The 26,188-nt window shown below is 62.6% G+C and carries 22 protein-coding genes and 2 pseudogenes; 12 read left to right on the top strand and 12 right to left on the bottom strand.

Features of this window, described 5'->3' with window-relative positions:
• The first annotated feature begins 30 nt into the window (after nt 1-30).
• Both EDD25_RS07320 and EDD25_RS07315 read left to right on the top strand, forming a co-directional pair.
• Entirely contained in the window at nt 31-375 is a 345-nt protein-coding gene (locus tag EDD25_RS07320) for a zinc ribbon domain-containing protein YjdM (protein ID WP_134172701.1), read from the top strand.
• A 178-nt stretch (nt 376-553) separates the two neighbouring features.
• Nucleotides 554-2,947 carry a trehalase-like domain-containing protein gene (locus tag EDD25_RS07315; RefSeq protein WP_134172700.1) on the top strand — a complete coding sequence of 798 codons (2,394 nt, stop codon included), beginning with the start codon at nt 554-556 and terminating at the stop codon, nt 2,945-2,947.
• 137 nt (nt 2,948-3,084) lie between these two features.
• Here the strand turns inward: EDD25_RS07315 and EDD25_RS07310 are convergent, their stop codons facing one another.
• Nucleotides 3,085-3,381: a hypothetical protein gene (locus EDD25_RS07310; protein WP_134172699.1), complete on the bottom strand. Its 297-nt coding sequence runs from the start codon at nt 3,379-3,381 to the stop codon at nt 3,085-3,087.
• A gap of 20 nt (nt 3,382-3,401) precedes the next feature.
• A complete protein-coding gene (locus EDD25_RS07305) occupies nt 3,402-3,884 on the bottom strand; it encodes a DUF2127 domain-containing protein (RefSeq protein ID WP_134172698.1) in 483 nt (160 codons plus the stop codon).
• A gap of 187 nt (nt 3,885-4,071) precedes the next feature.
• On the opposite strand from EDD25_RS07305, the gene EDD25_RS07300 reads away from it, so the two are divergent.
• The gene (locus tag EDD25_RS07300) at nt 4,072-4,512 is read left to right on the top strand and encodes a hypothetical protein (protein WP_134172697.1); all 441 of its coding nucleotides are present in this window, start codon (nt 4,072-4,074) and stop codon (nt 4,510-4,512) included.
• A 37-nt stretch (nt 4,513-4,549) separates the two neighbouring features.
• Here the strand turns inward: EDD25_RS07300 and EDD25_RS07295 are convergent, their stop codons facing one another.
• Together EDD25_RS07295 and EDD25_RS07290 are read right to left on the bottom strand one after the other, a co-directional pair.
• Nucleotides 4,550-5,935 carry an ATP-binding protein gene (locus EDD25_RS07295; protein ID WP_134172696.1) on the bottom strand — a complete coding sequence of 462 codons (1,386 nt, stop codon included), beginning with the start codon at nt 5,933-5,935 and terminating at the stop codon, nt 4,550-4,552.
• On the bottom strand, nt 5,935-6,624 hold the full coding sequence (locus EDD25_RS07290; RefSeq protein ID WP_134172695.1) for a response regulator transcription factor: 690 nt from the start codon (nt 6,622-6,624) through the stop codon (nt 5,935-5,937). The genes EDD25_RS07295 and EDD25_RS07290 overlap by 1 nt, the downstream gene beginning before the upstream one ends.
• Between EDD25_RS07290 and EDD25_RS17485 the strand changes: the two genes are divergently transcribed.
• The 3 genes from EDD25_RS17485 (at nt 6,623) to EDD25_RS07280 (ending at nt 9,779) form a co-directional block, all read left to right on the top strand.
• Entirely contained in the window at nt 6,623-6,784 is a 162-nt protein-coding gene (locus EDD25_RS17485; RefSeq protein ID WP_166671225.1) for a hypothetical protein, read from the top strand. The genes EDD25_RS07290 and EDD25_RS17485 overlap by 2 nt on opposite strands.
• A gap of 317 nt (nt 6,785-7,101) precedes the next feature.
• Nucleotides 7,102-7,923 carry a hypothetical protein gene (locus EDD25_RS07285; protein ID WP_134172694.1) on the top strand — a complete coding sequence of 274 codons (822 nt, stop codon included), beginning with the start codon at nt 7,102-7,104 and terminating at the stop codon, nt 7,921-7,923.
• 380 nt (nt 7,924-8,303) lie between these two features.
• Complete coding sequence (locus EDD25_RS07280) at nt 8,304-9,779, top strand: sugar transferase (RefSeq protein WP_134172693.1); 1,476 nt, start codon at nt 8,304-8,306, stop codon at nt 9,777-9,779.
• Nucleotides 9,780-9,877: 98 nt separating this feature from the next.
• On the opposite strand, the gene EDD25_RS07275 is transcribed toward EDD25_RS07280, so the two are convergent.
• The 3 genes from EDD25_RS07275 to istA (EDD25_RS07265) form a co-directional block, all read right to left on the bottom strand.
• The gene (locus EDD25_RS07275; RefSeq protein ID WP_134172692.1) at nt 9,878-10,792 is read right to left on the bottom strand and encodes a tyrosine-type recombinase/integrase; all 915 of its coding nucleotides are present in this window, start codon (nt 10,790-10,792) and stop codon (nt 9,878-9,880) included.
• 500 nt (nt 10,793-11,292) lie between these two features.
• On the bottom strand, nt 11,293-12,063 hold the full coding sequence (locus EDD25_RS07270; RefSeq protein WP_134172691.1) for an ATP-binding protein: 771 nt from the start codon (nt 12,061-12,063) through the stop codon (nt 11,293-11,295).
• The gene (gene istA / locus EDD25_RS07265; protein ID WP_134172690.1) at nt 12,060-13,649 is read right to left on the bottom strand and encodes an IS21 family transposase; all 1,590 of its coding nucleotides are present in this window, start codon (nt 13,647-13,649) and stop codon (nt 12,060-12,062) included. Before istA (EDD25_RS07265) ends, EDD25_RS07270 begins: the two co-directional genes overlap by 4 nt.
• Before the next feature lie 95 nt (nt 13,650-13,744).
• On the opposite strand from istA (EDD25_RS07265), the gene istA (EDD25_RS07260) reads away from it, so the two are divergent.
• The 5 genes and pseudogenes from istA (EDD25_RS07260) to EDD25_RS07240 form a co-directional block, all read left to right on the top strand.
• Complete coding sequence (gene istA, locus EDD25_RS07260) at nt 13,745-15,307, top strand: IS21 family transposase (protein ID WP_175182977.1); 1,563 nt, start codon at nt 13,745-13,747, stop codon at nt 15,305-15,307.
• Nucleotides 15,304-16,083, top strand: coding sequence for an IS21-like element helper ATPase IstB (gene istB, locus EDD25_RS07255; RefSeq protein ID WP_134172689.1), 780 nt, complete (start codon nt 15,304-15,306; stop codon nt 16,081-16,083). The genes istA (EDD25_RS07260) and istB overlap by 4 nt, the downstream gene beginning before the upstream one ends.
• A 359-nt stretch (nt 16,084-16,442) precedes the next feature.
• Complete coding sequence (locus EDD25_RS07250) at nt 16,443-17,027, top strand: type IV toxin-antitoxin system AbiEi family antitoxin domain-containing protein (protein WP_134172688.1); 585 nt, start codon at nt 16,443-16,445, stop codon at nt 17,025-17,027.
• Nucleotides 17,024-17,917, top strand: a complete 894-nt coding sequence (locus EDD25_RS07245; protein WP_166671224.1) for a nucleotidyl transferase AbiEii/AbiGii toxin family protein — start codon at nt 17,024-17,026, stop codon at nt 17,915-17,917. Before EDD25_RS07250 ends, EDD25_RS07245 begins: the two co-directional genes overlap by 4 nt.
• Nucleotides 17,918-18,745: 828 nt before the next feature.
• A pseudogene (locus tag EDD25_RS07240) lies at nt 18,746-19,837 on the top strand (IS1380 family transposase); the annotation flags it as partial.
• 71 nt (nt 19,838-19,908) lie between these two features.
• Here the strand turns inward: EDD25_RS07240 and EDD25_RS07235 are convergent.
• The 3 genes from EDD25_RS07235 to EDD25_RS07225 are packed head-to-tail and all read right to left on the bottom strand — an operon-like array spanning nt 19,909 to nt 23,043.
• A complete protein-coding gene (locus tag EDD25_RS07235) occupies nt 19,909-20,904 on the bottom strand; it encodes a tyrosine-type recombinase/integrase (RefSeq protein WP_134172686.1) in 996 nt (331 codons plus the stop codon).
• Nucleotides 20,901-21,830, bottom strand: a complete 930-nt coding sequence (locus tag EDD25_RS07230; protein WP_166671223.1) for a tyrosine-type recombinase/integrase — start codon at nt 21,828-21,830, stop codon at nt 20,901-20,903. The genes EDD25_RS07235 and EDD25_RS07230 overlap by 4 nt, the downstream gene beginning before the upstream one ends.
• Complete coding sequence (locus EDD25_RS07225) at nt 21,823-23,043, bottom strand: tyrosine-type recombinase/integrase (RefSeq protein WP_134172684.1); 1,221 nt, start codon at nt 23,041-23,043, stop codon at nt 21,823-21,825. The genes EDD25_RS07230 and EDD25_RS07225 overlap by 8 nt, the downstream gene beginning before the upstream one ends.
• A gap of 161 nt (nt 23,044-23,204) precedes the next feature.
• Between EDD25_RS07225 and EDD25_RS07220 the strand changes: the two are divergent.
• A pseudogene (locus EDD25_RS07220) lies at nt 23,205-23,521 on the top strand (transposase); the annotation flags it as partial.
• A 174-nt stretch (nt 23,522-23,695) separates the two neighbouring features.
• On the opposite strand, the gene EDD25_RS07215 reads toward EDD25_RS07220, so the two are convergent.
• Complete coding sequence (locus tag EDD25_RS07215) at nt 23,696-24,895, bottom strand: O-antigen ligase family protein (RefSeq protein ID WP_166671222.1); 1,200 nt, start codon at nt 24,893-24,895, stop codon at nt 23,696-23,698.
• A gap of 68 nt (nt 24,896-24,963) precedes the next feature.
• A complete protein-coding gene (locus EDD25_RS07210; RefSeq protein ID WP_134172682.1) occupies nt 24,964-26,124 on the bottom strand; it encodes a glycosyltransferase in 1,161 nt (386 codons plus the stop codon).
• Nucleotides 26,125-26,188 lie beyond the last annotated feature (64 nt).

Genomic DNA, 26,188 nt, shown 5'->3' with positions numbered 1-26,188 from the left:
TCGCCGGAGTCCGGGAGTAACGTTAAGCAGGTGAATGACACCTTGCCTCCCTGCCCCGAATGCTCCAGCGACCTCGCCTATGAGATGGGTGCCCTGCTCGTCTGCCCCATGTGCGCCCACGAATGGTCGGACGAACCGGTCGAAGAAGCGACCGAGCCCGTGTTCAAGGATGCCTTCGGTACCGTTCTCACCGACGGTGACACCGTGACCGTGATCAAGGACCTCAAATTCAAGGGCGGCGGGGCCGCCATCAAGGTGGGAACCAAGGTGCGCAACATTCGCCTCATTACTCCCGTTGACGGCCACGACATCGATTGCAAGGTCGACGGCTTTGGTCCGATGCAGCTGAAATCAGGCCTCGTGAAGAAGGTCTAACGTTCGGGGAACCCCCGAAGAACCGCCATCCGACCTGTTTGGCAGTAAAAATCTGTACAAATACCTCAGAAATTCCCGAATTCGCGCAGTCGATGACACTATTAATAGGCGCGGACTCTCTCCGATTGCGGCACAACGCTGAGCCGATGCCCCCGTACCCCAGCCCCAAGGACACGCCATGCCACAACGCCTGATTCGTTCGAGTTCTCTCCCACGCTCTGTTGCCGGCTTGTCACTCGGCCTCCTGCAGGACCTGCAGCAGCTTGCCCGCACGCCGTCGCTGCTCGTGGCCTGCAACTACGGCGGCACCCTGTCGTACCACGGTGATTCGTCGGTGCCCTCGCAACCGCTCGCCGAATCGGCGACGGCGCTGCGCGCGCTGGCCTCGCTGCCCAACACGCATACCGCGGTGCTGTCCGGCCGCCCCCTGCGCGATCTCGCGGCCGATTCGCGCCTCCCGCGTGAGGTGCACCTGGTGGGAGACCACGGGGCCGAATTCGACTCCGAGTTCTTCACCTCGTCCTCGCCCGGAGGCGGGGGAGTCGAAGACTCCGGCGTTGCCCTCGATCGCCTCCGCTCCCGGCTTGGCGTGAGTGCCGCGTTCTTCGCCGGCGACGCGGAGAGCGACGAGCATGCCATGAGCACCCTGCACGGTCCCGACATGGGTGTGCGCGTGGGTCCCGGCCAGTCGGTGGCGCGCCACCACATCAGCGGCCCCGAGGTCCTCGCCCAGATGCTCGCCCTGCTCTTCGAGCTGCGCAAGGACTGGCTCTTCGGCCAGGAAGTCGTGGCCATCGAACGCCACTCCATGATCGGCGACGGCACAACGACCGCCCTCGTGACGCCGGATGCCCGCATCTGCTGGATGACGCATCCGCTGCCCGACTCCGGCTCACTCTTCGCGAGCATTCTCGGCAGCGACGAGGCCGGCCACTTCTCCATCGAACCGGTGAAGAAGTCGCGCGTGCTCGGACAGCGTTACCTCGACAACACCATGATCGTTGAGACCCGGTGGGCGGATGTGACGGTGACGGACTACATCGAACCGTCGCCTCTCGGAATCACCAGCCTGGTACGCGTGCTCACCGGCACCGGATCGGCGCGCGTGATCTTTGCCCCCCGCCCGGACTACGCGGCGGCCTATTTCAACATGCACGCGGACTCGCTTGGCGTGCACATCACCGGCACGCCGGATCCGATCACGCTCTCCTCGCCCGGCATGGACTTCGCGATCACGTCCGACGGTCGTAACGCCACCGCGACCGCGATCGTCGACCTCTCCCACGGACCGGTCGTGCTCAACATGCGGTGCGGCGACACCGAGCCCGTGCCCCCCGAGGCCTCGACCGAACGCGAGCGTCGCGCGGCAGTTGCCTCCGCGTCGCGCGCCTGGGTGAGCTCCCTCGACCTGCCGAGCGTCAAGCCTGCCCTCGTGGGCCGTTCTGCCCTCGTGCTGCGAGCGCTCGTCTACGAACCGACCGGAGCAGTGCTGGCCGCGTCCACCACCTCCCTTCCCGAAGGCATCGGCGGCACCCGCAACTGGGACTACCGCTACTGCTGGCTGCGCGACGGTTCCATGACGGTGAAGGCGCTCGCCGACCTGGGTTCGACCGCCGAAGCCGAGGGCTTTTTGGTCTGGCTCGACGATATTCTTGAGCGCAGCCCGGGAGCTGAGTGGTTGCATCCGCTGTATTCGGTTTCGGGATCGTCGCTCTCCACCGAGGCGAGCCTGGAGTCGTTGCCCGGCTACGCGGGCTCACGCCCGGTGCGCATCGGAAACGCCGCCGACAACCAGGTGCAGCTTGACGTGTTCGGCCCCGTTGCCGAGCTCATCGATACCCTGACGGCACGCACCGGCGAGATCAGCGACTTTCAGTGGGGCCTGCTCTCGCAGATGGTGGAGGCCGTCGACAGTCGTTGGTATGAACCCGACCACGGCATCTGGGAAGCCCGCCGCAGCCCGCGTCACCACACGTACACGAAGACCATGTGCTGGGTGACGGTTGACCGGGCCCTGCGCGTGGCTGCCCGCCACGGCCGTACGCCCGAACCGCACTGGGAGCTGCTCGCCGAGACGATTCGTGAAGACGTGCTGCGCGAGGGCTGGGACGACGACGTGAAGTCGTACACCGTGGCCTATGACAGCCCCGACCTCGACGCTGCCGTGCTGCACATCGGGCTTTCCGGACTGCTCGACGTGTCGGACCCGCGCTTCTACCAGACCGTCAGCGCCGTCGAGCGTGAGTTGCGCGTGGGCCCCACGGTCTTCCGCTACCGCTACGACGACGGTCTGCCCGGCCTCGAGGGCGGGTTCCACATCTGCACCACGTGGCTCATCGAGGCGTACATGCTGACCGGTCGTTTCGACGAGGCCGAGGCCCTGTTCGACCAGCTGATCAGCCTCGCCGGCCCCACCGGGTTGCTCTCCGAGGAGTTCGACCCGGCCACGGAGACGCACCTCGGCAACCACCCGCAGGCGTACTCGCACCTCGGGTTCATCCGCTGCGCGCAGCTGCTCGACGCGCACCGCAAGCGCGACGCGGTGCCCTACGTGCTCGCCGGAATCGCCTGACCCGCACTCACGAACGGATGCCGCGGCGCGCCTCTCGAGGCCGCCGCGGCCTCCGCTGACCCGCTCCGTGTGGCCGGTTCCGTCGCCGTGGCACTCCTGCCGGCCCCTGGCACTGGTCCGAGCGCGTGCCGGCGGTGCTACCGCGTTCCGGGCGCGCCTCTCACCCAGGGCAGCAGGCCCTCGGCGAGATCCGCGTGGGTCTCAATCAGCGCAGAACCGCCGACGCGAGCCTCAAGGCTTTCGCCCGACTCGGTCGATAGCGGCACGAGAACGAGGGCCGCGAGGGCCAGTGCGAGGGGGAGAAACCGCTCCCATTTGCGAAACCGTGGCCAGAGCGCCGCGACCAGAACCACGAGGGCAGCGGTCGGCACGATCACTTCGGTCGCGTGCACGATGAAGGGATGCAGCGCAAGGCCGAAGAAGGTGTCGAACATCAAGCTCCCGGTGAAGTGAGCTAGCGGTCTGCTGCGGGGGTGTGCCGGGTGCGGTGCAGGCCATATTCCCGCCAGGTGAGCCACACGATGAAGATGTCAAACGCGGTGAGGAGAATCATTCCCCAGGAGGGTGCCGTGGCGATCTGGTACGACTGGTACGCGATGAAGACCAGGAGAAACCCGATCATCCAGGGGTAGGCCCAGAGCTGGTCCCGCAGCACTGCCCACACGAGCACCACTTTCACGAGGCCGTGCAGCAGCAGGTAGGCCGCGCCGAAGAGTGTGGCAGACACGCTGAGGTCAGCCGTCAGGTTCAGCAGGCTGTTCGCGATCACGTCGTGCGGATCTTCGGAGATCTCATGCTGAGTGAGCAACCGGGTGATCGCTCCGAGTTGCTCCGGCGCAACCACCAGGAGCAGTACCCCACCAATCAGCTCCAGCACCCCGTCGAGACCCTTCAGGATCAAGCTGACCCGAAAGGTTCGATCAAGGAGGCTGCTCATGAGGCCTCCCCGAATTGGTGATCTCCGGCCGTACGACTGCCGAGGCTCCGAATCTACCTGAGACGCTCCGCTTTTCGATGTGAATGCTCACAGGAACAACGGATGCCCCGACGCGCCGTTCCCCAGCGATCTAGCCTTACTCCCATACAGCCACAGGGGCACCCCAACGCAACGCTACGGAGGAATCATGACCAGTGTTATCGAAGGAGTCGAGACCGGTATCACCGGCCAGAACCACAGCGCCGTGCTCCTGAGTCGGCGGATCGCCGTGGCACTCGGACTGGCCGGCATTGCCGCGGTGCACATTCTTGACCTCCCCGGAAAATTCGCGGAGACACCGTACCTCGGCTACGTGTACCTCCTGCTGATCGTGGCGTCGTTCGTCATCATGGAGCGGCTCATCACGGGCGGGTCGAGGCTGGACTTCGCGGCCGCCGCCGCGCTGGCCGCCGCCGTGCTCATCGGATTCACCATCAATCGCACGGTGGGAATGCCCGGTGCCATGGACGACATCGGTAACTGGTTCGAGCCGCTCGGGCTGCTTTCCCTCGTCATCGAGGCATTTGTGGTGTGGCAGGCCATCTCGGCGGTCGTGCAGCTGTCCGCAGCACCGCGCTCGATCCAGTAGTTCGTCGGGGGAGCCGTGGGTGGTGGCCGGGCAGGAGCTAGCTCCTGCCCGGCCCGTGTGTCTCGGTCGCCCCCACAGCATCCGGAAGACTGACAACGACGCTCACGCCCGAGCCGGCAACGTTGCTGAGGGTGACCGTGCCGTGGGCGGCACGCGCCGCGGCCGCCACAATGGCGAGGCCGAGTCCCGTGCCGGCGGCCCCGTCTCGGGAGGGTTTGGCCTGCGAGAACCGGTCCAGTGCTCGCGGGAGAAATGCTTCGTCGATTCCCGGGCCCGAGTCGAGCACGGTCAAAACGGTCCCCGTCGTCGTTGCCGTGAGGGACGCCGTGACGAGACCGGCATCTCCCATCGCGTGAATGGCGTTGCCCAGGAGATTATCGACGATCCGGCCGAACTCGTCGGCTGAGATCGGCACCTGCCGAGCCCCGTCGGCGGTAGACGGTAGCTCGAAGTCGATGGTGATGTCGGTGGATCGGGCCGTGGACCGGGCCCGGTCCACGGCGGCAACCAGCTCATCTGCCAGCTCCCGTACCGTCGCCAGCCCCGTTTCGGATCCGGCCTCGATGCGTGAGAGTGCCAACAGGCTCGACACCAGGCCGCCCAGGCGGTGCACGGCACGTTCCGCCGCGGCCAGATCGCTCGAGAGCGTCGACTGGTCTCCGGTGCGAATGAGTTCGAGTTGCGCCTGCAGAATGGCGACTGGCGTTCGTAGTTCGTGGCTCGCGTCGGAGACGAGCTGGCGTTCACGTTCCGCCGCGGCACGCAGGCTCACAATCAGGGTGTTGAGCGTTCGCGCGAGCTGCTGCACCTCGTCGTTCGCCGGGCCCACCGGAAGCGTCTCGGACGAATTCGAGTCGATGAGGGAGTCGGCGCTTCGCCGCAGCTGGGCGACCGGGCGCAACGCGGCTCCGGTGAGCAGCCACGATGCGGCGCCGAACACGAGCGTGAGCAGCACGAGCGCGATCCCCAGCTGCTCGGTGATGCCAGCGAGCACGAGGCGGGATGCGGCTTGGTTCACCGCCGAATACACGTGCCAGGTTCCCGCCGGTGCGGGCACGTTCGTCACGAGTACGAGGTAGTTGGCCGTGCCGGCGGTAATCGTCTGCGGGTCGCTCTCGTCGGTGGGGATGCTGCCGATCTGTTCTTCGAGAGACCGCGGGAACTTCGACAGGGCCACCGCTCCGCTCGGGTCGACGACGGTGATGAGCTGCCCCCCGCCGGGACTGTCCATCTCTCCCGCCTCCCGCGCGATGGCCGACACGTACGGCGAGGCGGCGCTCTTCAGCAGCTGCGTCGACGCGTTCACGAGCACCGCCCGCACCTGCGAGTGCACCACGAACGCCGCGCCGCCGAAAAACAGCGCCGCCAGCAGCAGCGTTCCCATCGTGATCCGCGTGCGGATCGAAAGCCGGTGCAGCACCATCACGGCACGATGTGGAGTCGGAAGCCGATGCCGCGTTCCGTCACGATGGCGACGCCGTCGTTCTCCGGGTCCATTTTGCGACGCAGGTAGCTCACGTATTGGTCCACGACATTCGCGTCGGTGTAGTCGCTCGATCCCCAAACGTCGGTGAGGATGCTTTCGCGGCTGACGGTGCTGTTCACGTTCTCCGCCAGCAGGCGCAGCACGGCGAACTCCTTCGGGCTGAGCGAGATGGTGCGATCGTCGCTCGTCACCTCGTGGTCATGGCTGTCGATGCGCAGGGCTCCCACGCGCAGCACCTGGGTCGGAACGAGCTGCTCCCGCCGGCGAATGGCGCGCAATCGGGCATTCAGTTCAGTGAACGCGAACGGCTTGATGAGGTAGTCATCCGCTCCCGCATCGAGCCCGCGCACGCGGTCGTCCACCGCGTCACGGGCGGTGAGCAGCAGGATCGGCAGCAACGGTTGCGCCACCCGCAGGCGCCGGCACACCTCGAAGCCGGACATTCCCGGCAGCATGATGTCGAGAATGGTCGCGGAGAACTCCTGCTCGCCGGCCACGATCAGTGCGTCCACGCCGGTGCGTGCCCACTCCACAACATATCCGTCTTCGGTGAGGCCACGCACGAGCAGCCGCCCCATCTCCTCGTCATCTTCAACCACCAGAAGTCGGCCCAAGGTCTCGCCCATGATCACCACACTGCCATTCTGGCTTCTCCACGCGGATGCCGCACGGCGATTCGTCGTCGACCGCACCGGCTGCTGCACGGCGCGCGACCCCGACGGGCTAGAGTGCCGCAATCAGGCTCGTCATCTCGGCGATCTCCGCCGTCTGAGACTTCTCAATTGAGGGCGTCGGCGTTCTCGCCGGAGTTCAGCTCGGACGTCGCCATCACGAGCCCTCCCTCGACAAGGCCCGTTGGCCCGCACATGGGAAAGTGGTGGGAGAAAGCTGAGCCTCCCGGGCCGAAAGCATCCCCACCACACCCTCCGCGGAGCCCTCGCGGGACAGCCGGTGACCGGCCGTGGCCCCCGAAAAGCCACTCCGCCCAAACCTGAGTACTCAGCCTTTTCGGATCCTCGGCAACAAATCGATACCTATGCTCGGGCCATGCCCAGGTGGCAGCCGACCCGTCGGATGTCACGAGCTATCGAAAGGAACGACAGATGCCCCAGAACCACACCCCCAAGGCGTTCAACACTCCCCTCAAGAAGAAGCTGTTCGGCGGAGCCGTCACCGTGATGACCGCAGGATCCCTGCTGGGCCTCGGTGCGGTCGGCGCTCAGGCAGTCCCCGCCGACGAGGCCACCGACGCCTCCACCAAGACCAGCGCCTCGGCCGAGGGTTCGGCCAGCAACACCGACGACGTGATCGCCGCGGTCAAGCATCAGTTGCGCGCCGACATCCGCTCGGGCGACAGCGTGGGCGAGAAGGCGCAGAACGTGTCGATCACGCTCGAGAGCCACGCCGAGCTCTTCGCCAGCCTGCCCGCGAACCTGCAGGCCGACCTTACCGAGCTCAACGCCGCATCCGACGACGAGCGTGACGCGCTCGCCGCGCAGATCGGTACCACCGCCCTCGATGGTGGCTACGGAGAGGAAGCGCAGAAGGTCGCCACGGCCGTGCAGGACAACCCGAAGCACCCGCTTGCCGCAGCCATGCGCGCACTCGTGTCGCTTGACGCCGGCGAGGCCGAGGAGGGGCGCGGCGGCCGGGCCGAGGCCACGGCCGAGAGGATCACAGGCGCTCTCCTGAGCAACCCCGGGCTCTTCGCGAACCTGCCGACCGAGCTGCAGAACGACCTGACGGCGCTCAAGGATGCCCCGGCCGGCGACCGCTCGGCTGCCGCCGACGCCATCGAGGCCAACGGTCTCGCGGGCGAGTACGGTGCCGAGATTCAGAAGATCGCCGAGCACCTCCAGGCCAACGGCGCTGCGAACGCCGACGCGCCGATGCACGCCGAAGCCAAGGCCGACGCCGACCGCTAGCCACACCAGCACCATGATGGCCGGGAGCACACGCTCCCGGCCATTTCTCTGTCCGCGCGTCCCACGACGAATGTCGCCCCGCGCGCCCGCGAAGTTTGGTTTCACGCAGCGACTGCACCTATTGGCGAGTTGGTGAGCACGCTGATGTGACATGCCGAGCACGACGACAACGTCCACCCCTATTGTTCGACCTTCTCAAAGTCGTGGGTCGACCCTGCCAAAGTCTTTGGTTGAGCCCTTGAAGCCGTTGGTCGACCCTTGAAGCCGTTGGTCGAGCTTGTCAAGACCACTCACCTCCCGACCGCCCCTCGCAATGGGGTCTACTCACTGTTAGTAGACTGCAACCTAGGTGACAGAGGTCGCCACCCGGGGAGAGTGCAATGTCGAACGCAACGAAAGCGACGACGCGCAACCCGCATGCGCGCGACTGGCGCGACCAGTACGCCGCCCGCCTCGCCCTGACCGACTTTCTGGTGCTCATCTGGGTTGTCTTCGGCGTGCAGCTGGCCTGGTTCGGCTTCGACACCGCCGACGTTCAGTTCAGCGGCGACGTCGGCTACCTCGCCGTCACCTACACCTCGTTCTCGATCATTCTTATTGCCGGCTGGATGGCTCTGCTCAGTGTCTTCGGCACCCGTGAGCACCGGGTGCTCGGCACCGGCCCCGACGAGTACAAACTCATCGTCAACGCATCCATTCGCCTGTTTGGCATCATCGCGATCATCTCGTTTCTGTTCAAGATCGACATCGCCCGCGGCTACATTCTGCTGGCGTTCCCCCTCGGCGTCTCCGTACTGATCTTCTCGCGCTGGGTCTGGCGCCAGTGGCTGGTGGTGAAGCGCATGGATGGCCACTTCACCGCCCGCGTGATTCTGGTGGGCACGCTGGCTTCCTCAGCCCGAATCGCCCGCGAGCTGCGCAGCACGCCCGGTGCGGGCTACCGCGTGGTGGGTGCCGTGGTGACCACGGGGCCGGAAGACGCCGAACTGCCCGGCACCGATATCCCCATATTCGGCGGCCTCGACGACGTGCACTCCGCGCTTGAGACAACGGATGCCGACACCGTCGTCGTCACGAGCAGCAGCGACCTCACCCCCACGAGCATGCGCGAACTCAGCTGGGGGCTGGAACCCGGTCGTTACCACATGGTCGTCGTTCCGCAGCTGATCGACATCGGCGGCCCGCGCATTCACACCCGGCCGGTCTCGGGCCTGCCGCTCATTCATGTTGAAACCCCGCGCTACGAGGGCCGCACTCTGTTCGCAAAACGCGCGTTCGATATTGTTGGCTCGGCCAGCCTGCTGCTGGTCTTGTCGCCGTTCCTGTTTGTCGTCGCCCTGATTGTGCGCCTGAGCAGCCCCGGCGCCGTGTTTTTCAGGCAAGACCGGGTGGGTATCAACGGCTCACGTTTTCGAATGTTCAAGTTTCGTTCGATGGTAACGGATGCTGAGACCCTGCTAGATGGTCTGCAAAACCAGGCACGCACCGAAGGCAACACGGTCATGTTCAAGATGCGCAACGACCCACGGGTCACGCCGGTTGGCCGGTTCATTCGGCGTTACAGCATTGATGAGCTGCCGCAATTGTTCAACGTGCTCGCGGGGTCGATGTCGTTGGTCGGCCCGCGTCCGCCATTAGAGCGTGAAGTCGGTGATTATGAGAACCACGTGCACCGTCGTTTTCTGGTCAAGCCTGGAATCACCGGTCTGTGGCAGATCAGCGGCCGTTCCAACCTCTCCTGGGCCGAGACCGTGCGCCTCGACCTCTATTACGTGGAGAACTGGTCCATGACCGGCGACCTGGTCATTCTCTGGCGCACCGCCCGTGCCGTCCTACAACGAGATGGCGCCTACTAACTACCGCCCGGTCGAGCTTGTTCCCGTTGGTCGAGCTTGTCGAGACCACAAATCGCCAGTCTTTCCGCGTCGACGCCGCCCGACCCTCTCCCGGGTAGCTACGAATCGTCGTCAAGGTAGGCCGCCAGCCCGTGCGCGGCGTGCCGGTCGAGGTTGCCGCGATTGCGGTCATAGCGCACGGTCATTCGAGGGTCGGCATGTCGAGCGAAAATCTGCGCGTCCCGCAGCGTCGCTCCGCTGTCGAGAGCGGCAGTGATCGCACTATGGCGGAGGGTATGTGGATGCAGCCCCGCCGGCAGGCCGGCCTGCTTGCCGAGGGATTTGATGCGGCGATAGGCCGATCGACGCTCCATGGCCGTGCCGATGTTCGTAACAAGAAGCTGGCCGGCTGTGCGCTCTCCGGCGCACTCCTCGAGGGCACGCAGTACGGGCATGGGCAGAGGAATCGTGGCCGGCTTCCCGCCTTTGCCCATGACGCGCAGCACTCGATGCCCGCTCTGAGTCTCGGTGAAATCCTCAATTTGCACGCTGCAGGCCTCACTCACGCGAAGGCCGAGCATGCCCATGAGAATCACGAGCGCGGCGTCGGTCGTCGACTTCGCTCGAGCTGTCTGAAGAAGCTGACGCAGCTGGGAGCGGTCAAGGCCCATTGCGGCGTTTTCGTCCCAGACTACTCTGGGCATGCGCACATACGTCATGGGAGAGTGCTTGATGCGGTTATCGGCCTCCGCGATTCGGTAAAAGCCCTTGAGAACGGACAGCCGGCGAAAGGTCGCCGCGGCACCATTGCCGCGCACTTCCTCAAGGTATCGAGCGAAGAATTCGATGTGCACGCGCTCAGCCCCGAGTGGCCTAACTCCGTTCACCGAGCACCATTCGAAGAAGATGCGCAGATCGCCGATGTACAGGGCACGGGTGGCGCCTTTATAACCGGCGAGGAAGGCCGTGGCGGCGATCTCCTCGGCGGTCATGTGGGCGTTGAACATGGGCTCGATCGGGCCAGGCTTAAACATGGTCGACCTCCAGGTGCCAATGGAAGGGTCGCTCCTGCGGTGATGACCCGACGGGGTATCGCACTGTGCGGTGAAAGAAGGCTACGCACCCGCCACGATGAATACAGCGATGAGGGGCAAAGTGTGGAGAACTTCGACGTGCCCGCCTGTGGATAACTTAGGCGAGCCACGTACTTTTGTCGGCGGCCATGACAAGCTGCCCATAGGCGGCCACGGAACTGCCCACTGACGGCCAGGAAAACTGCCTGCTGGTGGCCATGAGATCTGCCCACTTCCTTATCTGAACCCGCCCGTTAAAACGGCGGAACCTCTCCCTGGGGTTTGATTGCGGTATCTAGACGCATCAAACAGCTCAGGAAGAGGCCCACTTATGAAGGTAGACGTAGAAATCATGGAAATTTGACGAGTAGCCCCTGGCGGTAGCGCACGTCCGAGCACGTGGTAGCGCTGTTCTGACGAGGGGGTAGCGGCCCGAGCTTGGCGCCCGAGCCGCTCCGGTGTTACTCCCAGTAGCTCTTCTCGGCGCGGGCTTGGTCGTTTCGGTGCTGACGCATGTCGATCTGGCCGAGGTTGATGATGCGGGCGTTGTTGGCGAGGCGGTTCACGATTGAGTCCGCCGCGACGCGGTCGGGCAGCTCGGCGACCCAATGCGCGGGTCCGGTCTGCGAGGCGATCATCGTCGGCAGTCGGTGCTCCCGGTTCGCGAGGATCGCGAACAAGTCGCTGGCTGCGTCGCTGTCAACGCCGACGGTCAGGAAATCATCAATGATCAGCAAATCGATGTTGGAGAGCTCGTTCAACAGTTTCTGATGCGCGATGCCGTCGCCGCGAGCGATGACGAGTCTCCGGGCGAGGTCGTCCATCCGGGAGTAGAGAACGGAGTGCTCACTGTGGCAAGCGCCGATGGCCAGCGCGCAGGCGAGGTAGGTTTTCCCGCCACCGGTAGGCGAGATGATGAGCAGGTTGGTCGCATCCAAGCGCCAGTCATGGGCGGCATAGCGCCGCATTCTGACGGCGGTGATGCCGCGTCCCTCGCGGTAGTCGACCTCAGCGACGGTGGCGCCAGGGATGGGGAGGGCTGCCTGGCGGATGAGTTTGTCGACCCGGCTGACGCGTCGGGATTCCAACGCGTCATCGACCGCAGTGAGGAACAGCTGCTCTGGCGTGAGGGTGTCGTTGGCTTCGTCTTGGATGAGTTCCTCCAGCCGGGTCGCGACGTGGGTTACGCGCAGTGCGCGGAACTTGTCATAGTCAACGCTGGTGAACGTCACTTTCCGTCCTCGTTTCGGGCGTAGTGGGAGGCGTCACGGACATAGACGTCCGTGACGGTGTCGCGGAACACGACAGTGCTGCTGCGTTTGCGTGTCGAGGCCGCCGGGGTCACCGGTCGGGGCTTTTTCACGTCACTATCAATGGCCGCCATCAACCGTTTCAGAGTGGAATACGTCGGATGGGCTTTGCGGTTGACGAGGTCTTGGCAGGCGGCCTCCAAGCGTTCTCGGTTGTTCTTGCCGAGGCCGTCGAGGATGTTCTGGCAGGACAGGTATCCTTGCGCTTCGATTGCTTGGCTGTCGAGGATCTGCTCGATCACCGTGACGGTCGCCGGCCCGGCGCTGCGCGCCCGGTCAATGAACCACCGCCTCGACCACAACCCGTCGATATCGCGGTGCTGCGGCGGAACATGCTCGGGAAGAGTCGAGTACTGGCCCTTCCGACCTGTCAGCCTTGGGTGTTCGCAGATGCTGTCGTTGCCGTCGAAGATCGTCACCCGAGACGATGTCACCCGGACCCGCAGCAGCTTGCCCGCTAGGGCAAAGGGCACGGAATAGCGTTGCGTGTCCGCGGTGACGTGGTAGTTCCGGGCAGCTTTCAACTCTTTCCACTCGACGTCCTCGAACCCGATATCAGGCAGCGAGCCCAAAAGCTCGCGCTCTTCGGTGTCGAAGCGTTCCCACCGGGTGGTGTCGTCGGCGCGGCGAATGTCGTGGTTGATCTCTCGCACCCGTTCCTCGATTGCGGTGTTCAATTCGCTCAGGGTCGTGAAGACATCGTCTTCGAGATAGCCGATGACGCGTTTGTTGACGACGTTCACCGCATTCTCGGCTGATGCCTTGTCGCGCGGCTTTTTCGGTCTGGCCGGGACAATTGCTGTCTGATAGTGGTCAGCGAGTTGCTGATATCGGGCGTTCACGACCCGCTCCGCATCGCCTTGGTGGGTTCGGTGGGTCGACGTCGTCGGGTTGTCCGGCACGATGATCTGCGTGACGCCTCCAAAGAAGGCGAATGCGTGAACGTGGGCGTCGAGCCAGGCGGGGGACTTCATATCCGCGTAGGCGCGGCAAAACATCAGCCCCGAAAACGGAAGCACCGCAACGAACAAGATGGCCCGGACCACTTCACCGGTGATGGTGTCGACGATGTCCATCGTGTCGCCGGCCCAGTCCACCAACATCGCCCGTCCCGGCTCGTGGCGGAGCACCGCGACGAGATCGTGGGTGCGAAGATAACCGGTGAACAGGGCGCAGAACTGCGAGTACCCGTACTTCTTGCCCGCATCTGTGGTGTCGACGTAGCGGCGCCAGGCCAGCAGCAACGTGAAGTGCCGGTTTGCTTTCATCGCCGCCAGCACCCGTGCCAGGTCGGGTTGGTCGTACTCGTCTGAGACTTTCCGACGCCCGTCGGGGAACCATTCCGCCAACTCGGTATCACTCACCGTAACGGTCGCGGTCAGGCCTCGAGCCTCGACCTCCTGCCGCACCCGAGCCACGTCGCGATGCGAGCACCCCACGATCTCGACGACGTCGCGGTAGCTGCGCCCCTCGAGCAGCAACCCCAATATTTTCCGATAATCCGCCATGACCCGCCCTTAACAATGGAAGGACAACGCCTTGCGCGTTGTCCTTCCACAGCAGAGCAGATTGGCAGCATCAGCGCTACCGTGTTCCCGGAATCTTGCTACCGTGTCGTCGGACTAGTGCTACCTTCAAGGGCTACTCGCCAGAAATTCTCGCTGCGTATGATCTGACCAAATCTTTGCGGGGCGCCGCAGAGCTGACGGGGTGTTCGCACCACACCGTCGCCCGCCATGTCGCGGCCCGTGACGCCGGCCAGCCGATCGCTAACCCCGTCAACCGCGGCCGGATCACCGACCCGTTCATGCCCAAGCTTGAGGAATGGATGGACAAATCCAAAGGCAAGCTGCGCTCCGACGTCGCCCACACCAAACTCGTTGCTCTCGGCTACACCGGGTCGGACCGCTCGACTCGCCGCGCGTTCGCTCAGGTTCGTGCCGCCTACCGCCTTGGCAACACCCGCGTGCACCGGCCGTGGATCTCGGAGCCAGGTATGTGGATTCAGTACGATTTCGGCGACGGACCACTGATGGACGGCAAGAAGACCGTGCTCTACATCGCGTGGCTTGCGTGGTCGCGGTTCCGGGTCGTCATCGTGATGCGTGATCGCACGGCGCCGAGTGTTTACGCGGCGCTGGATCGCACGTTCCGCATCATTGGCGGTGCCCCGACCTACGTCCTGACCGACAATGAGAAAACTGTCACCGTGTCTCACATCGCCGGCGTTCCGGTCCGGAACGTCGCGACGGTGGACTTCGCCCGCCACTACGGCGTCACGGTGCTCACCTGCCAGCCAGCGGACCCCGCGACCAAGGGCGGTGTCGAGTCCTCCGTGAAGCTCGCCAAGGCCGACATCGTCCCCAAAGACACCAACCTCCGTCCCGAGTATGACTCCTTCGCTGACATCGAAACGGCCTGCCAGGAGTTCATGGACCTGGTCAACAACCGTGAGCATCGCGCCACTCGCCGCAAGCCCACCGCGATGCTTCTGGAGGAAGCGCCCCGGTTGCACCGTGTTCCAGACGCCGCGCACACCATCTCCTTCGGTATGTCTCGCAGCGTCCCGGACAACACTCCGATGGTCACGTTCGAGAACGCTCAGTACTCGGTGCCGTCCTATCTGCTCGGCGCGCGAGTGTTCGTGCGCAGCCACGGCCTCGGCCTGGCTGAGCAGGTCATCGTCGTCCACGAGGGTAGAGACGGGCCCGTGGAGGTCGCCCGGCACCAGCGCGCCCGGCCGGGCAGCCCCGCCATCGACGATGCTCATTTCCCCGATCATGCCCCCAAAATCCCCGGCGACTACGCGGTGAAAGGGAAGAACGCCGCCGAACTGGAGTTCCTCGCAATCGGCGCCGGCGCCCGGACCTGGCTGCTCGAGGCCGCCGCGGTGGGGACGATGCGGATCACGCAGAAGATGGCTGAGGCCGTGGCGCTGGCGAAGATCGCCGGGCAGGCAGACGTCGACCAGGCCCTGGGCACCGCAGCCATCCATGGCCGCTTCGCGCACAAGGACCTCGCCTCGATCCTGAACGCGGCAGGGTTGCGCGCGAGCACCCACACGGCCAGCGAAACCCAGTCCCTCACCCAAGGAACCCGAGGCTGGGCCGCGATCGGTCAACCGCCCGCGAGCGTTATCGACGACACCGTGGAGGAAAGCGCATGAGCCCCGTCCCGACCGCCGCCCCCGCGCTCCCGGCCGACCTGGAGGCGTTGATGCGGCAGCTGAAGATGCCCTACGCGAGGGCGTTAGCGCCGGAGCTGCTGATCACGGCGCGCACGCAACGGTGGGAACCCGCCGAAGTCGTCAAAGCTCTCCTCGTCGAGGAAGTCACCGGCCGGTCCCGATCGATGCTCGCCACCCGCCGGAAAGCCGCGGGGTTCCCCACAGGGAAAACCTTCGACACCTGGGACCCGGCCGTGTCATCGATCCCGCTGCCGACGCAGCAAGCCCTCCGCACTCTCGAGTGGATCAGCCGGAAAGAGAATGTTGTCGTTTGCGGTCCCTCCGGAACGGGGAAAACGTTCTTCCTCGAGGCCCTCGGCCAGCAAGTCGTCGAGGCCGGCATGCGCGTGGCGTGGTTCCGCCTCGAGGACCTCGGCGCATTGATGCGCGCCCACCGCGCTGACGACAGCGTCACCCGAGTCGTCGCGCGCATCCTCCGCGCCGACCTCATCGTGATTGACGACATAGGGCTCCTCGCCGTGGGGACAGACGCGGCCGAGGGGCTCTATCGGCTCGTCGACGCGGCCTATGAAAAACGGTCCATCGCGGTCTCGTCGAATTTACATCCTGCCGGCTTTGACGAGCTCATGCCCAAAACCCTCGCGACAGCGACCGTCGACCGGCTACTTCACCACGCTCACGTCTGTCAGACGTCGGGCGAATCGATCCGCCTCACGCAGGCCCTCGCCGGGCAGGGCGTGACGCCGATGAGCTAACACTCGCTCCGCGCATGGCCAACGCCGCCGAACTCCTGGTGGGCAGATCTGTTGGCCATGAGTGGGCAGTTTTCATGGCCATCAGCGGGCATTTTCCGTGTCCGCCAGTGGGCAGTTCTTCATGGCCCTTGACAGTGTTTGGAACAGAGGAACTGTAGATGGCAGAGAAGAGGCTTCTCGCTTGATCTACGCGGCGGTTTCTTCCGACTTGAGCGCATCCGCCGCGGCAAGCCGCGCTTCTGTCGCCGTGCTCTCCGATTTGGTGACGGTCGGTCATCTCGGATTGCATTTACCGGAACGCTTATAAAGCACTATAGATAATCGTATCTGTGAGCTAAACTAGGCAATATGGAGGTGCCATGAAGATACCGACCGCACTCCCGCGGTCACCGTTCCGACAATCGGACGTTGCCCGAGCAGGGGTCAGCTCCCGCACCCTCTACCGTCTGCGGGATGCGGGTTTGGTCGAACAGATAGCCCGTGGGCTCTATCAGAGAATGGATTCTCAAACCGAGGACCTTGACCTGGTTGAGGCTGTCATGCGTCGCGTCGAGTCGACGATCTGCCTCACCAGCGCACTGGCTCACCATGGGCTCACCGATGCCATCCCCGCGCGAACCGACATCGCTATACCGCGCGGAAAGGCCGCGCCCACCACGGCACCAGCGATCAGTTGGCACATTTTTGACGCCGACACGTTCACTCTTGGTCGCACAGAGATCCCCCTGGACGGCACGGGTAGGAGCATCGGTCTGTATTCGCCGGAGCGGTCCATCGTCGACGCATTCCGGCTGCGCGGCACCGAAGGGTACGAGATCGCCACCGAAGCCCTCCGAGCCTGGTTGCGCCAGCGTGGCTCGCAACCAGCAGCCTTACTGGAGATGGCGAGTAAGTTACCGCGCTCACGGGGTCCCATCCTCAGAGCATTGGAGTATCTAGCGTGAGTGACCCCGCGACAATTTACACAGCACTGCAACGTCTCGCGCGCGGGCAGGGGCGCGCAACCAGCGAGCTACTGACCCTCTACGTGCTCGAACGCTTTCTGGAACGGCTGACGCTCACCGAGTACCGGGAGTCTTTCGTTCTCAAGGGTGGCGTGCTCCTGGCCGCGTACCGGCTCCGTCGGCCCACTCGGGATATCGACATGCAGGCCATGGATTTCATGCTGGACGAGAGGCATCTGCGCGACGTGGTCATGGAGGTCGCCAACGTCATCATGGATGATGCTCTCGTGATCGATACGACCGCAATCCGTGTTGAGCAGATCCGCGACGCCGATGAATACTCTGGCCTTCGCGTACATGTTCCCACTCGAGTCCACACTGCTCGAGTCAATCTGCATCTCGACATCAGTATCGGCGACCCGATTTGGCCAGCACCTCGCCTCGTGCGCCTCCCGCGTCTCCTTGGTGGGGATTTTGCAATTTCCGGCCACCCTCCCGAGACAGTGATCGCCGAAAAGGCGGTCACTGTCCTTCAACGAGGTGTGACGAGCACCGGATGGCGGGATTTCCTGGATCTGAGCAGCCTGGCTGGAGCCCTCACCTTTCGCGCGGGGGACCTCCGCACGGCGGCAGAAGGCGTCGCTCGGCATCGCGGCGTGAGCCTCGGCCCGCTCTCGGACGTGACCGCCGGTTACGGAGATATCGCGCAACCGAAGTGGTCGGCGTGGCGACGTAAGAACGAACTCGAGAGCCGATGCCGTGAATTGTTCGAGGAGCAACTCGCCGAGGTTATCGCCTTCATCGACCCCGTGTTCTCGGGCGCAGCCGGTGACGATGCGGTGTGGAACAGAGAGCTCCGAGAATGGGGAACTTCGGGAGGCGGCGAGTGATGACGCGTGCGATCTTGTCGACGACGCCTCCGATAGTGAAAATGCGGACGACGACGTTGGTGGCGAGGAAGTCGTTGACGTGCACGCCGAGTTTCTCAGGTGGGTCGTGGAACACTTTGAGTAATGGCGTGCTCGGGGCCGCCAGTATCTGAACAGTCGTTGCAATCGTGGCATTTAGTCGCGCAGGGCGGACGCGACGGATTATGGACCGCGTGCCGAGCCCGCCCACCCGTTGCTCGAGCTTGTCTGACGCTTCGGTTGTCTTTGTCTCGATGCGTCGACCTGGTCGATCCCTGAACGTATTGTCGCGTTCAGGAGCGCCAACATGACTTAATAGGAGCTTGGCTCTCGTCTCTTCACTGACTTGTCTGCAAGCGCCCCTGAATGCTGACCCCAATATGAAGGGCTGTATTCAAGCATGTCTCATCCTCGACAAAATCTCGTCCTCGGCGTCGCTACTCACAAAGATTTTCACGACGCGGCGTTGATCACCCAGTTGGGTAAACGCGTCGCCACAACGCTTCGACGCAACGCCGGACGGGCATGAAGAACTCATCGGGTGGGCGTCCACCGCACGCTGCGCCGGGGACTTCGGTGGCTTATGTAGTTCTTTCCGATCCATTATCATGACCATGATTTTCGCAATCCTTCCGTTAGATCCGCAGCCCCTAACACAGACCATCTGACACCCTCGCTCGGGTCCCTTAGCCTCGATCCACCGGTCGAGTTGAGGTTGTAGCGGCGCGTTAAACCGAAAATGCCACTCGGATCAGGAAAAATAGAACTTACTTAGGGTTCATTTCAACCGATTCGAGAGGCATCTCGTAGATGCAACTTTTCCACAGTTCCAGCCGCTTGTCAGCCACCTTCGACGACACAAATCTCGTGTCGGCCGCGGGACTGGTCCCCGCGATGGCGTTGGCGGTGAAAACCGGGCTCAGCGACCTCGCCGACGCGTGGCTGACCTTGCCGGGGTACTTCGGCGCGAACTCCGGGTTGAAAGTGACCGCGTTGGTTGCGGGGATGCTCGCTGGTGCCGATTCGATTGATGACATGGCGTTGCTGCGGCACGGCGGTATGAAGAAACTCTTCGTCGGGACGTATGCCCCGTCGACGTTGGGGTCGTTCCTGCGGTCGTTCACGTTTGGTCACGTCCGGCAGTTGGACGCCGTCGCCTGGCGATGGCTGGTCAACGTCGCCGCACACACCCCGATCGTGGCGGGAATCGATGATTATGCCCTGGTGGATATCGACGACACGATCAAGGAAGTCCACGGATATCAGAAGCAAGGCTCCGGTTACGGCTACTCCGGAGTGCGCGGCTTGAACGCTCTGATCGGCATCGTCTCCTCACCCAAGGCCGCGCCGATTATCATCGGGTCGCGGCTGCGGAAAGGAGCGGCGGGTTCCCCGCGCGGCGCGGGAAAGTTCGTCGGGGACGTCCTTGCCACGGTGAAACGCCTCCGCACCCAGACGTCTGCCGGCCTGGTGCTGCTGCGCGCGGACAGTGCGTTCTACGGACACGCGGTCGTCGCCGCGGCACACCGCGCTGGCGCGAAAGTCTCCATCACGGCCCGGATGGACCCGGCTGTGAAGCGCGCTATCGGCACGATCACCGATGACCAATGGGCGACGATCAACTACACGGACGCGATCCGGGACGAGGCTACCGGCGCCTGGATATCGTCCGCCGAGGTTGCGGAAGTCCCGTTCACCGCGTTCAGCTCGCGCAAGAAGGCCGAACGCATCGTGGGGCGCCTGGTCGTGCGCCGGATCCCGGAATTGAATCAGAAAGCCACCGAAGGGCTGCCGACCCTGTTCGACACGCACCCGTTTCATGCATTCTTCACCACGAGCGACCTGGACACTGTCACCGCGGACCAGACCCACCGGCAGCATGCCATCATCGATTATCTTGATGTTCTGGTTATGCCGATGTTCTTCCTAAAAAGCTGGTCAGAGCCAGTTCCCTAGTGAATACTTCGGCATAACTACAGGGATTCCAGGAAGGAGAGCAGCCGCCCTTTGGGGACGAATCGGAGTCCTTTGCTTCCGATCGGAGCGATCCTTGTCATGGCGCGCTCTTTCATGCCGAGGTCGGCGTGGAGATAAGCCTGAGTCGCTTGGGTGGATTCGTGGCCGAGCCAGAGGGCGATGGTGGTGATGTCAATGCCCGCATCGAGCATCCTCATCGCTGTGGTGTGGCGCAGCGTGTGGGGTGTAACGGTTTTGCTCTTCAAGCTCGGGCAGGTAGTGGCTGCGGCGGCGCAATAGAGCCGAAGTCGAGCCGCGATCGCGTCGCGACCCAGCGCCTTAGCGCTGCCTTGAGCTGTGAAAAGGGGATCGTGCGGGAGCGCAGGGGGCCGTCCTGCGCCGAATTCTTGAAGAGCACGCGTGGTCTCCTTGTTCAGGGGCGTGATGCGATCCTTGCGACCTTTGCCATGGCAAAGCAGGTGTGCAGGTTTGCTCAGCTGAAGGTCTTGCTGGGTCAACCCGGTCAGTTCGCTCACACGGAGTCCGGTAGTTATGAATACCAGGATGATCACATGATCTCGCCGCCCGGTCGCCGTGTTCTGATCGGGCGCGGTGAGGAGCGCGTCAACCTCTGGGCGGGTGAGGTATGTGAGAACTGTCGTGTTCGTATTCTTGGTCTTTATGGCCAAGACTCGGGCGATCAGGTCAGCGTGTTCGGGGTGTCGATAGGCGGCGTAGGTGAAGAACGCGTGCAGTGCGGCGAGGCGTGCGTTGCGCGTGCGGATCGTGTTCTTCCGAACGATTTCTAGATAGGTCAGGAACGATGTAATCGCTTCGGCGTTCACGTCGGTGAATTCCACCGCGTCGGGTGCCGTTCCGGTCGCATCGTGAAGCTGGAGCAGCAGCATTCTGAAGGTGTCCCGGTAAGCGGCGATGGTGTGGTGGCTGGCCGCTTTCTGGCCGACCAGAAACGTGGTGAAGAAGGACTGAAGGGTCGCGGTAAAAGTGCTCATGATCGATCTCCTGGAGCGTATTGTTCGACCCGCTCGCTGACGATGTGGAGCAGTTCGGGACTGGCTGAGAGATACCAATAGGTATGGATCGGGCTGCCGTGACCGAGGTAAGTCGCCAGCGCGGCGATGCGCGCGTCAATTCCAGTACCGCTCCGATGGGCGTCGATCAGGGTGTTCACCGCGAAGGTATGTCGCAGGTCGTGGAGGCGAGGTTTTCGTTGTCCTAAGCCCGGCTGCAATTGGCAGGCCGTGGCAACGCGTCGAAATGCTTGCTGAATCGTATTCGCAAGCGGTCTCGCTCCTGCTGGACTCAGGAAGAGCGCGTTATCGCTGGGCTTCATAATGGCACGGCTGGTCGTGACGTACTGGGCCAGGGCCGATATCGTCGAGGCCTGAACTGGCAGTATCCGTTGCCGGCCGCCCTTTCCCCGGACCACGATTGTTGCAAGCTCCGAGTCAACGTCGGTCATATTCAAACTCAGCGCTTCGGCTGTGCGCATCCCGGTGGCGGCCATCACCCCGATGACCGTCGCCAACGTGTGCCCGAGGAGCACTGGTCTCAGCGTGCCGGCCTGGGCGATGAGCACCTCCACCTGATTCGAACTATAAAGATACGGCGAGGCCCTCACCACACGGCTGGGGAGCAGTCCCAGCGGAATGAGTTCAGCTCTATCTGGCGCGCTGGCATGGAGGTGACCGGCGAAAAGGCGCAGGACTGTGAGTCTCTCTGCGTGCCACCGTGATTGGGCGTGTGCAGGCAAGCACGCCCATGCCATTGCATTGGCCACCGTGATGGTTGTGAAACCGTGCGTGTCGAGGTAGTCGAGATAGTCCCGAAGCAACCAGACCTGATCGCCGGGCTGGTATCCGCGCAATTTGCGCAACAACAAGTAGTCAGCAGCGCTTGCGCGCAACAGCTCATTCATGAGCGCTGTCCTGGCCCGCGCGCCCAGGCCAGGGCCGCGCGAGTTGAGCCAGCGTTTCCAGGTCCGTTCGGGCATAAATCATCGTCGATTGAGCGCTCCGATGACGGAGAAGTTGCCCCGCCTCGGCCAGCGTTCCTCCGCCCGTGAGGACCGCTGTTGCAGCGGTGTGACGGAGGCGGTGGGATCCGACCCGACCAGCGATCCCTGCCCGCCTGGCTAGATACGTAACGACCATCGTGACCGCGCATCGGCCCAAAGGCAGGTGCGGTGCGTAGGCGCCCAGAAACACTTCTCCATGGGACGAGTGAGCCCTTAACGATTCGGAGAGGTAGTCGGCGATCGCTTGACCGACCTCAACCGGAACTGGCATGAGTTGGGAGTCGTTTCCTTTGCCATGAATCAGGACTGTCCCGGCACGCCAATCGAAATCGTGAATCCTTAGGCCTGAGACCTCATGGGCGCGAAGACCGAGCCGAGTGAGCAAAAGAAGAATCGCTCGGTCTCTTGCCGACATCGTTATAGCCAGCAATTTCGCTAAATCGGCAGACGCTAACGCCTTCGGCAAGGCATCCTGCGATGTGTCCTTGACGGTCAGAATGGCCGCCGACAAATTCGTCGTCGACCGCCCTATCAGGAACAGCCACCGCGCGAACGCGCGCAGAGCAATGACCGAGGAGCGTGCCGCCGACGTCGACCACAACGTGCCTCGAGCAGCGAAGAACTCGTCGACAGCCGTAATCGTCATCCGAGACAAATCCGGGCCGAATCGGCCAACGAACCACAGCGCGAACAAACGAACCTGATACAGATACAGCACCCGCGTCGATGTCATCAGCGCTCGTTCATCGCGAAGATAGACGCCGAACGACGCCAACAATTCTTCCGACTCGAGCGGCAGCACAGTGCCCGGCAGCGCCGCTCGCGTCGGGGCCAGCTCCGGTTGAATCATTCTCATTAAGACCATCACGGGCGGCGGCGCGTACCGATGCACGCAGGCCAGATCATGATCTGAACAGAACATGCCGATATCCACCCACGAGAGGTGCGAAATCTCGACTCCACGGCCCTGCATCCACGAGGACACATGCGCCAAGAGCTGCAGCTGTCGTGCAACCGTCGACGGAGCATATCCCAGGTGAAGAAACTCATCCTCGAGCTGCTCTTTCAAAACAGCAAGGGGACCAACAACTACGACGTTAGATGGGTTACTCATAACTTCTGTCCTTTCAAGAATCGGAAAGGACAAGCATGGATCTATTCACCCAATTATGCCGAAGTATTCACTAGGGAACTGGCTCTGACCAGCTTTTTAGGAAGAACATCGGCATAACCAGAACATCAAGATAATCGATGTTATGCAGACGTCTGCATAAGATCGAGCAGATTAACGCAGATCTTAAGGACAGCGCGCTGGCGCACCTGCCGAGGGTGTGTTCACGGCCAACGCGGCCTGGCTCGTGCTGGCCACGATCGCGTTCAACCTTTCGCGCGCCGTTGGTTCGCTGGCCGACGCAGATCTGGGCAAGGCACGCAGCGGCACAATCCGCCGCAAACTCATCAGCGTCCCCGCCCGCATCTCCACCTCCGCGCGAAAAATCACCCTGCACCTGCCGACCAACTGGCCGTGGGAACCCGGATGGACGGCCGCGTTCGCGGCGGCCTGCGGCCCGCCGCAAACCGCCGCCACCTGACCACCAGCCACACGGCGAACGAAGACTTGGAACACCACCGGCAGCAAGGCCGGCAGCTTCGCCCTGCCCGCCACCAAAACCCGGGTTGTGAATTCAGCGACGCCGATCAATCAAGGCGGACCGGTGGATCGAGGCTTAGACCGACCTTGGGGCGCCCATTCCGCCGACTTGAACCTAGGTTCGCGAGCGTTCCCTCGGTAAGTCGATGCTGTGTGAAATTCGTCGGTTCGTATTCGCAGCCTCGTGTAGTGAAGCACCGATAAAAACCGCTATGGGTGCCATCACGAACACGTAGATAATCATGTTGTCCAAAAGCCCGCTGGTCGTGAGGAGCCCCAGCAAGAGGAAAGTTGCGAGAAAGAGCGAAATTTCGTTGGAATGGCGCATTTTGGACGACATCCTGAAAGTAAAAATGAGGGCAGAAACGAGAGGTATAATCCAAAGCAACAAGCCGATAAGACCAAAATCGTATAGGAGCCTGAGGTAGTCGTTGTGAGGCTGCGTGATGACGACGAAGATTCTCTCGACGAGTACCTCGGCTTGGCCCGCACCGTGTCCAAACGTCAGGGACCAGTCGTCCATATGCGAACTGACCGCCGCCCAAATATTGATACGCCCGGACGTGCCGACCGACAGTCCCGCTATTGTTGCGCCGTCATTTACTAGAAATCTGTCTCTAAGAGGAGCATATTGCGTCATAAGAACGATTGCCGCTACTGCAGCTGCCGCCGCTCTGGCAAACCACCGTCTGAGGAACGAACCAAGAGCTGACAATCTCAAGGGCGGCAGCGTCAGGCAGAAGATTGCGTACACGATGTACGTCCTTGACAGGGAAGCAAAAATTACGAGGAAGAAGGCAAGAATGAAAAGTCTTGTCCAGAGAGTACGTGGCACGACGACGCTCATTATTAGTCCGATAGCCGCGATAGCGGTGATACTGCCGGTTCCGATAAACCTGCCGCTCAACCCATCGGTCACCGCCGCCAGCGCGAAAAAGGGCAACGACCCAATTGCCGCAAGATTTCTTGTCGTTGAGATCAACTGAGACGTGTTGATACTTTTCGCTGAAGTAGTGACGGCGAGAAGTACAACGACAAAGACTGCGTACACGCTTACGTTCTGTATTCCGTTACGACTTAAGCCGCTGTCACCAGTAACGAGTCTGAAAATCACCCAAACAAGGAAAAACCCAAAGAGGCAACTGATCCACGTCTGCATAGAACCCAATTGACGCCACGAGTGCCGTCGCGCAAATACGAGGGGCAAGAAGACGCTAACCAGGGCTGCGAGGCCAACGGTAAGCGGGCCTTGCAGGTTGTTATCCCGAACAACCTCACTAAGCATGAGCCAAGATAGACCAACGATGGCGACCACGGGCAATTTGTTTGCAATCGTAGGGTCAGACTTCGAGCCCTTTAATTCGGTTCTCGAGCCTCGAATGCTCATACGAGAGCTGCTACCTCCTGTGCGTAGCGAACGCCCAGCGTGGGCCAAGACAACTCTCGTTCAACATAGCTGCGTGCTTGCACGGACAAGTTGCGCTGGTGAATGACCTGAGCCATCGCGTCAGAGGCCCGCGTGAAATCGTCAAACGAAACAACGGAAGCAGCACCAGAAGAGAGCAAACTGGCCGACATATGTATGGAATCACTCACGACGCACGGAGTGCCCATTGCGAGGGCTTCCACTAATGCAATTCCCTGGCTCTCCCACCGGGACGGAAACAAGAAAGCGCTGCAGCGGCTCAGGAAGTCGTCCTTCTCGGCGGATTCTAGCTGTCCGCCAACGGCGACCCACTTGTCAAGATCGAGCTTGGATACAAGGTTTCTCGTCGCATCCCGACCGGAGTCATAATCGATACCTCGAAGTTTGAGAGGTAATCGTTTAGACGGCGGCATCATGGAATACGAGTAGAGCATGCGATCGATCCCCTTGTGGCCCATGGCGTACCTACCGAACCAAGCGTAGTAGCCGTCTCCTCCGGTCCACTGAGAACTTGCCGGCTTGGAGCCGGTGGGTAGAGAAAAGGTCGGAACACGCGGTGCTAGGGCGCGTACGTGTGGTTCCTCGGTGGGATAAAAGATATGCGCGGCGCTCGCACGACGTAAATAATGTCGTTCAAACTGGTCGCGACCCGACCACTGCATCTTGAGGCCTTCACGCACTCCAGGCTCATAGACGCCGTGCGGAACGACTATGTAGGGGATCCCCAATCGGCGCGCTGTTGCGGCGGCGGCATAGTTAGAGGTAATCCAACCTTCGTGCAGCACGAGAATATCGTTACGACTGAGATATCCATCCAGACGTGGTATTTGCCCCTGACGACCCCGACCATAGTGGGGCACGATTTCACTCCGAAGATCCCACTCGCCCTCCTCGCCATTGTGCAGGGCAATTGTGTCCACACCAGCACGTTGGCTGGCCAATTGCCATCCAGCTATAGCTGCTGTTACACCTGATGGGCGAGACAAATCACGGTAATAATGCACGAGTCTCATGCCTCGACCTTGCATGGTTTCGTCGGCTGGAGTCACGTCGGAACGTGTCGAGACTTCAAGCGACTTTAGGGGTGTGAAAGCGTCGCTTTGGCCTTCCAGCTTCATGGTTGTTCCCCCGATGGCGGCTACGCCGTTCCTGTTTGCGGTAGAGGCGGACTCCTCAATGTTC

Origin of the sequence: Cryobacterium psychrophilum, from assembly GCF_004365915.1 — a bacterium.
Classification (GTDB): Bacteria; Actinomycetota; Actinomycetes; order Actinomycetales; family Microbacteriaceae; genus Cryobacterium; species Cryobacterium psychrophilum.
The sequence above is the reverse complement of the archived record's forward strand: the minus strand, read 5'-3'. Positions and strand labels throughout refer to the sequence as shown.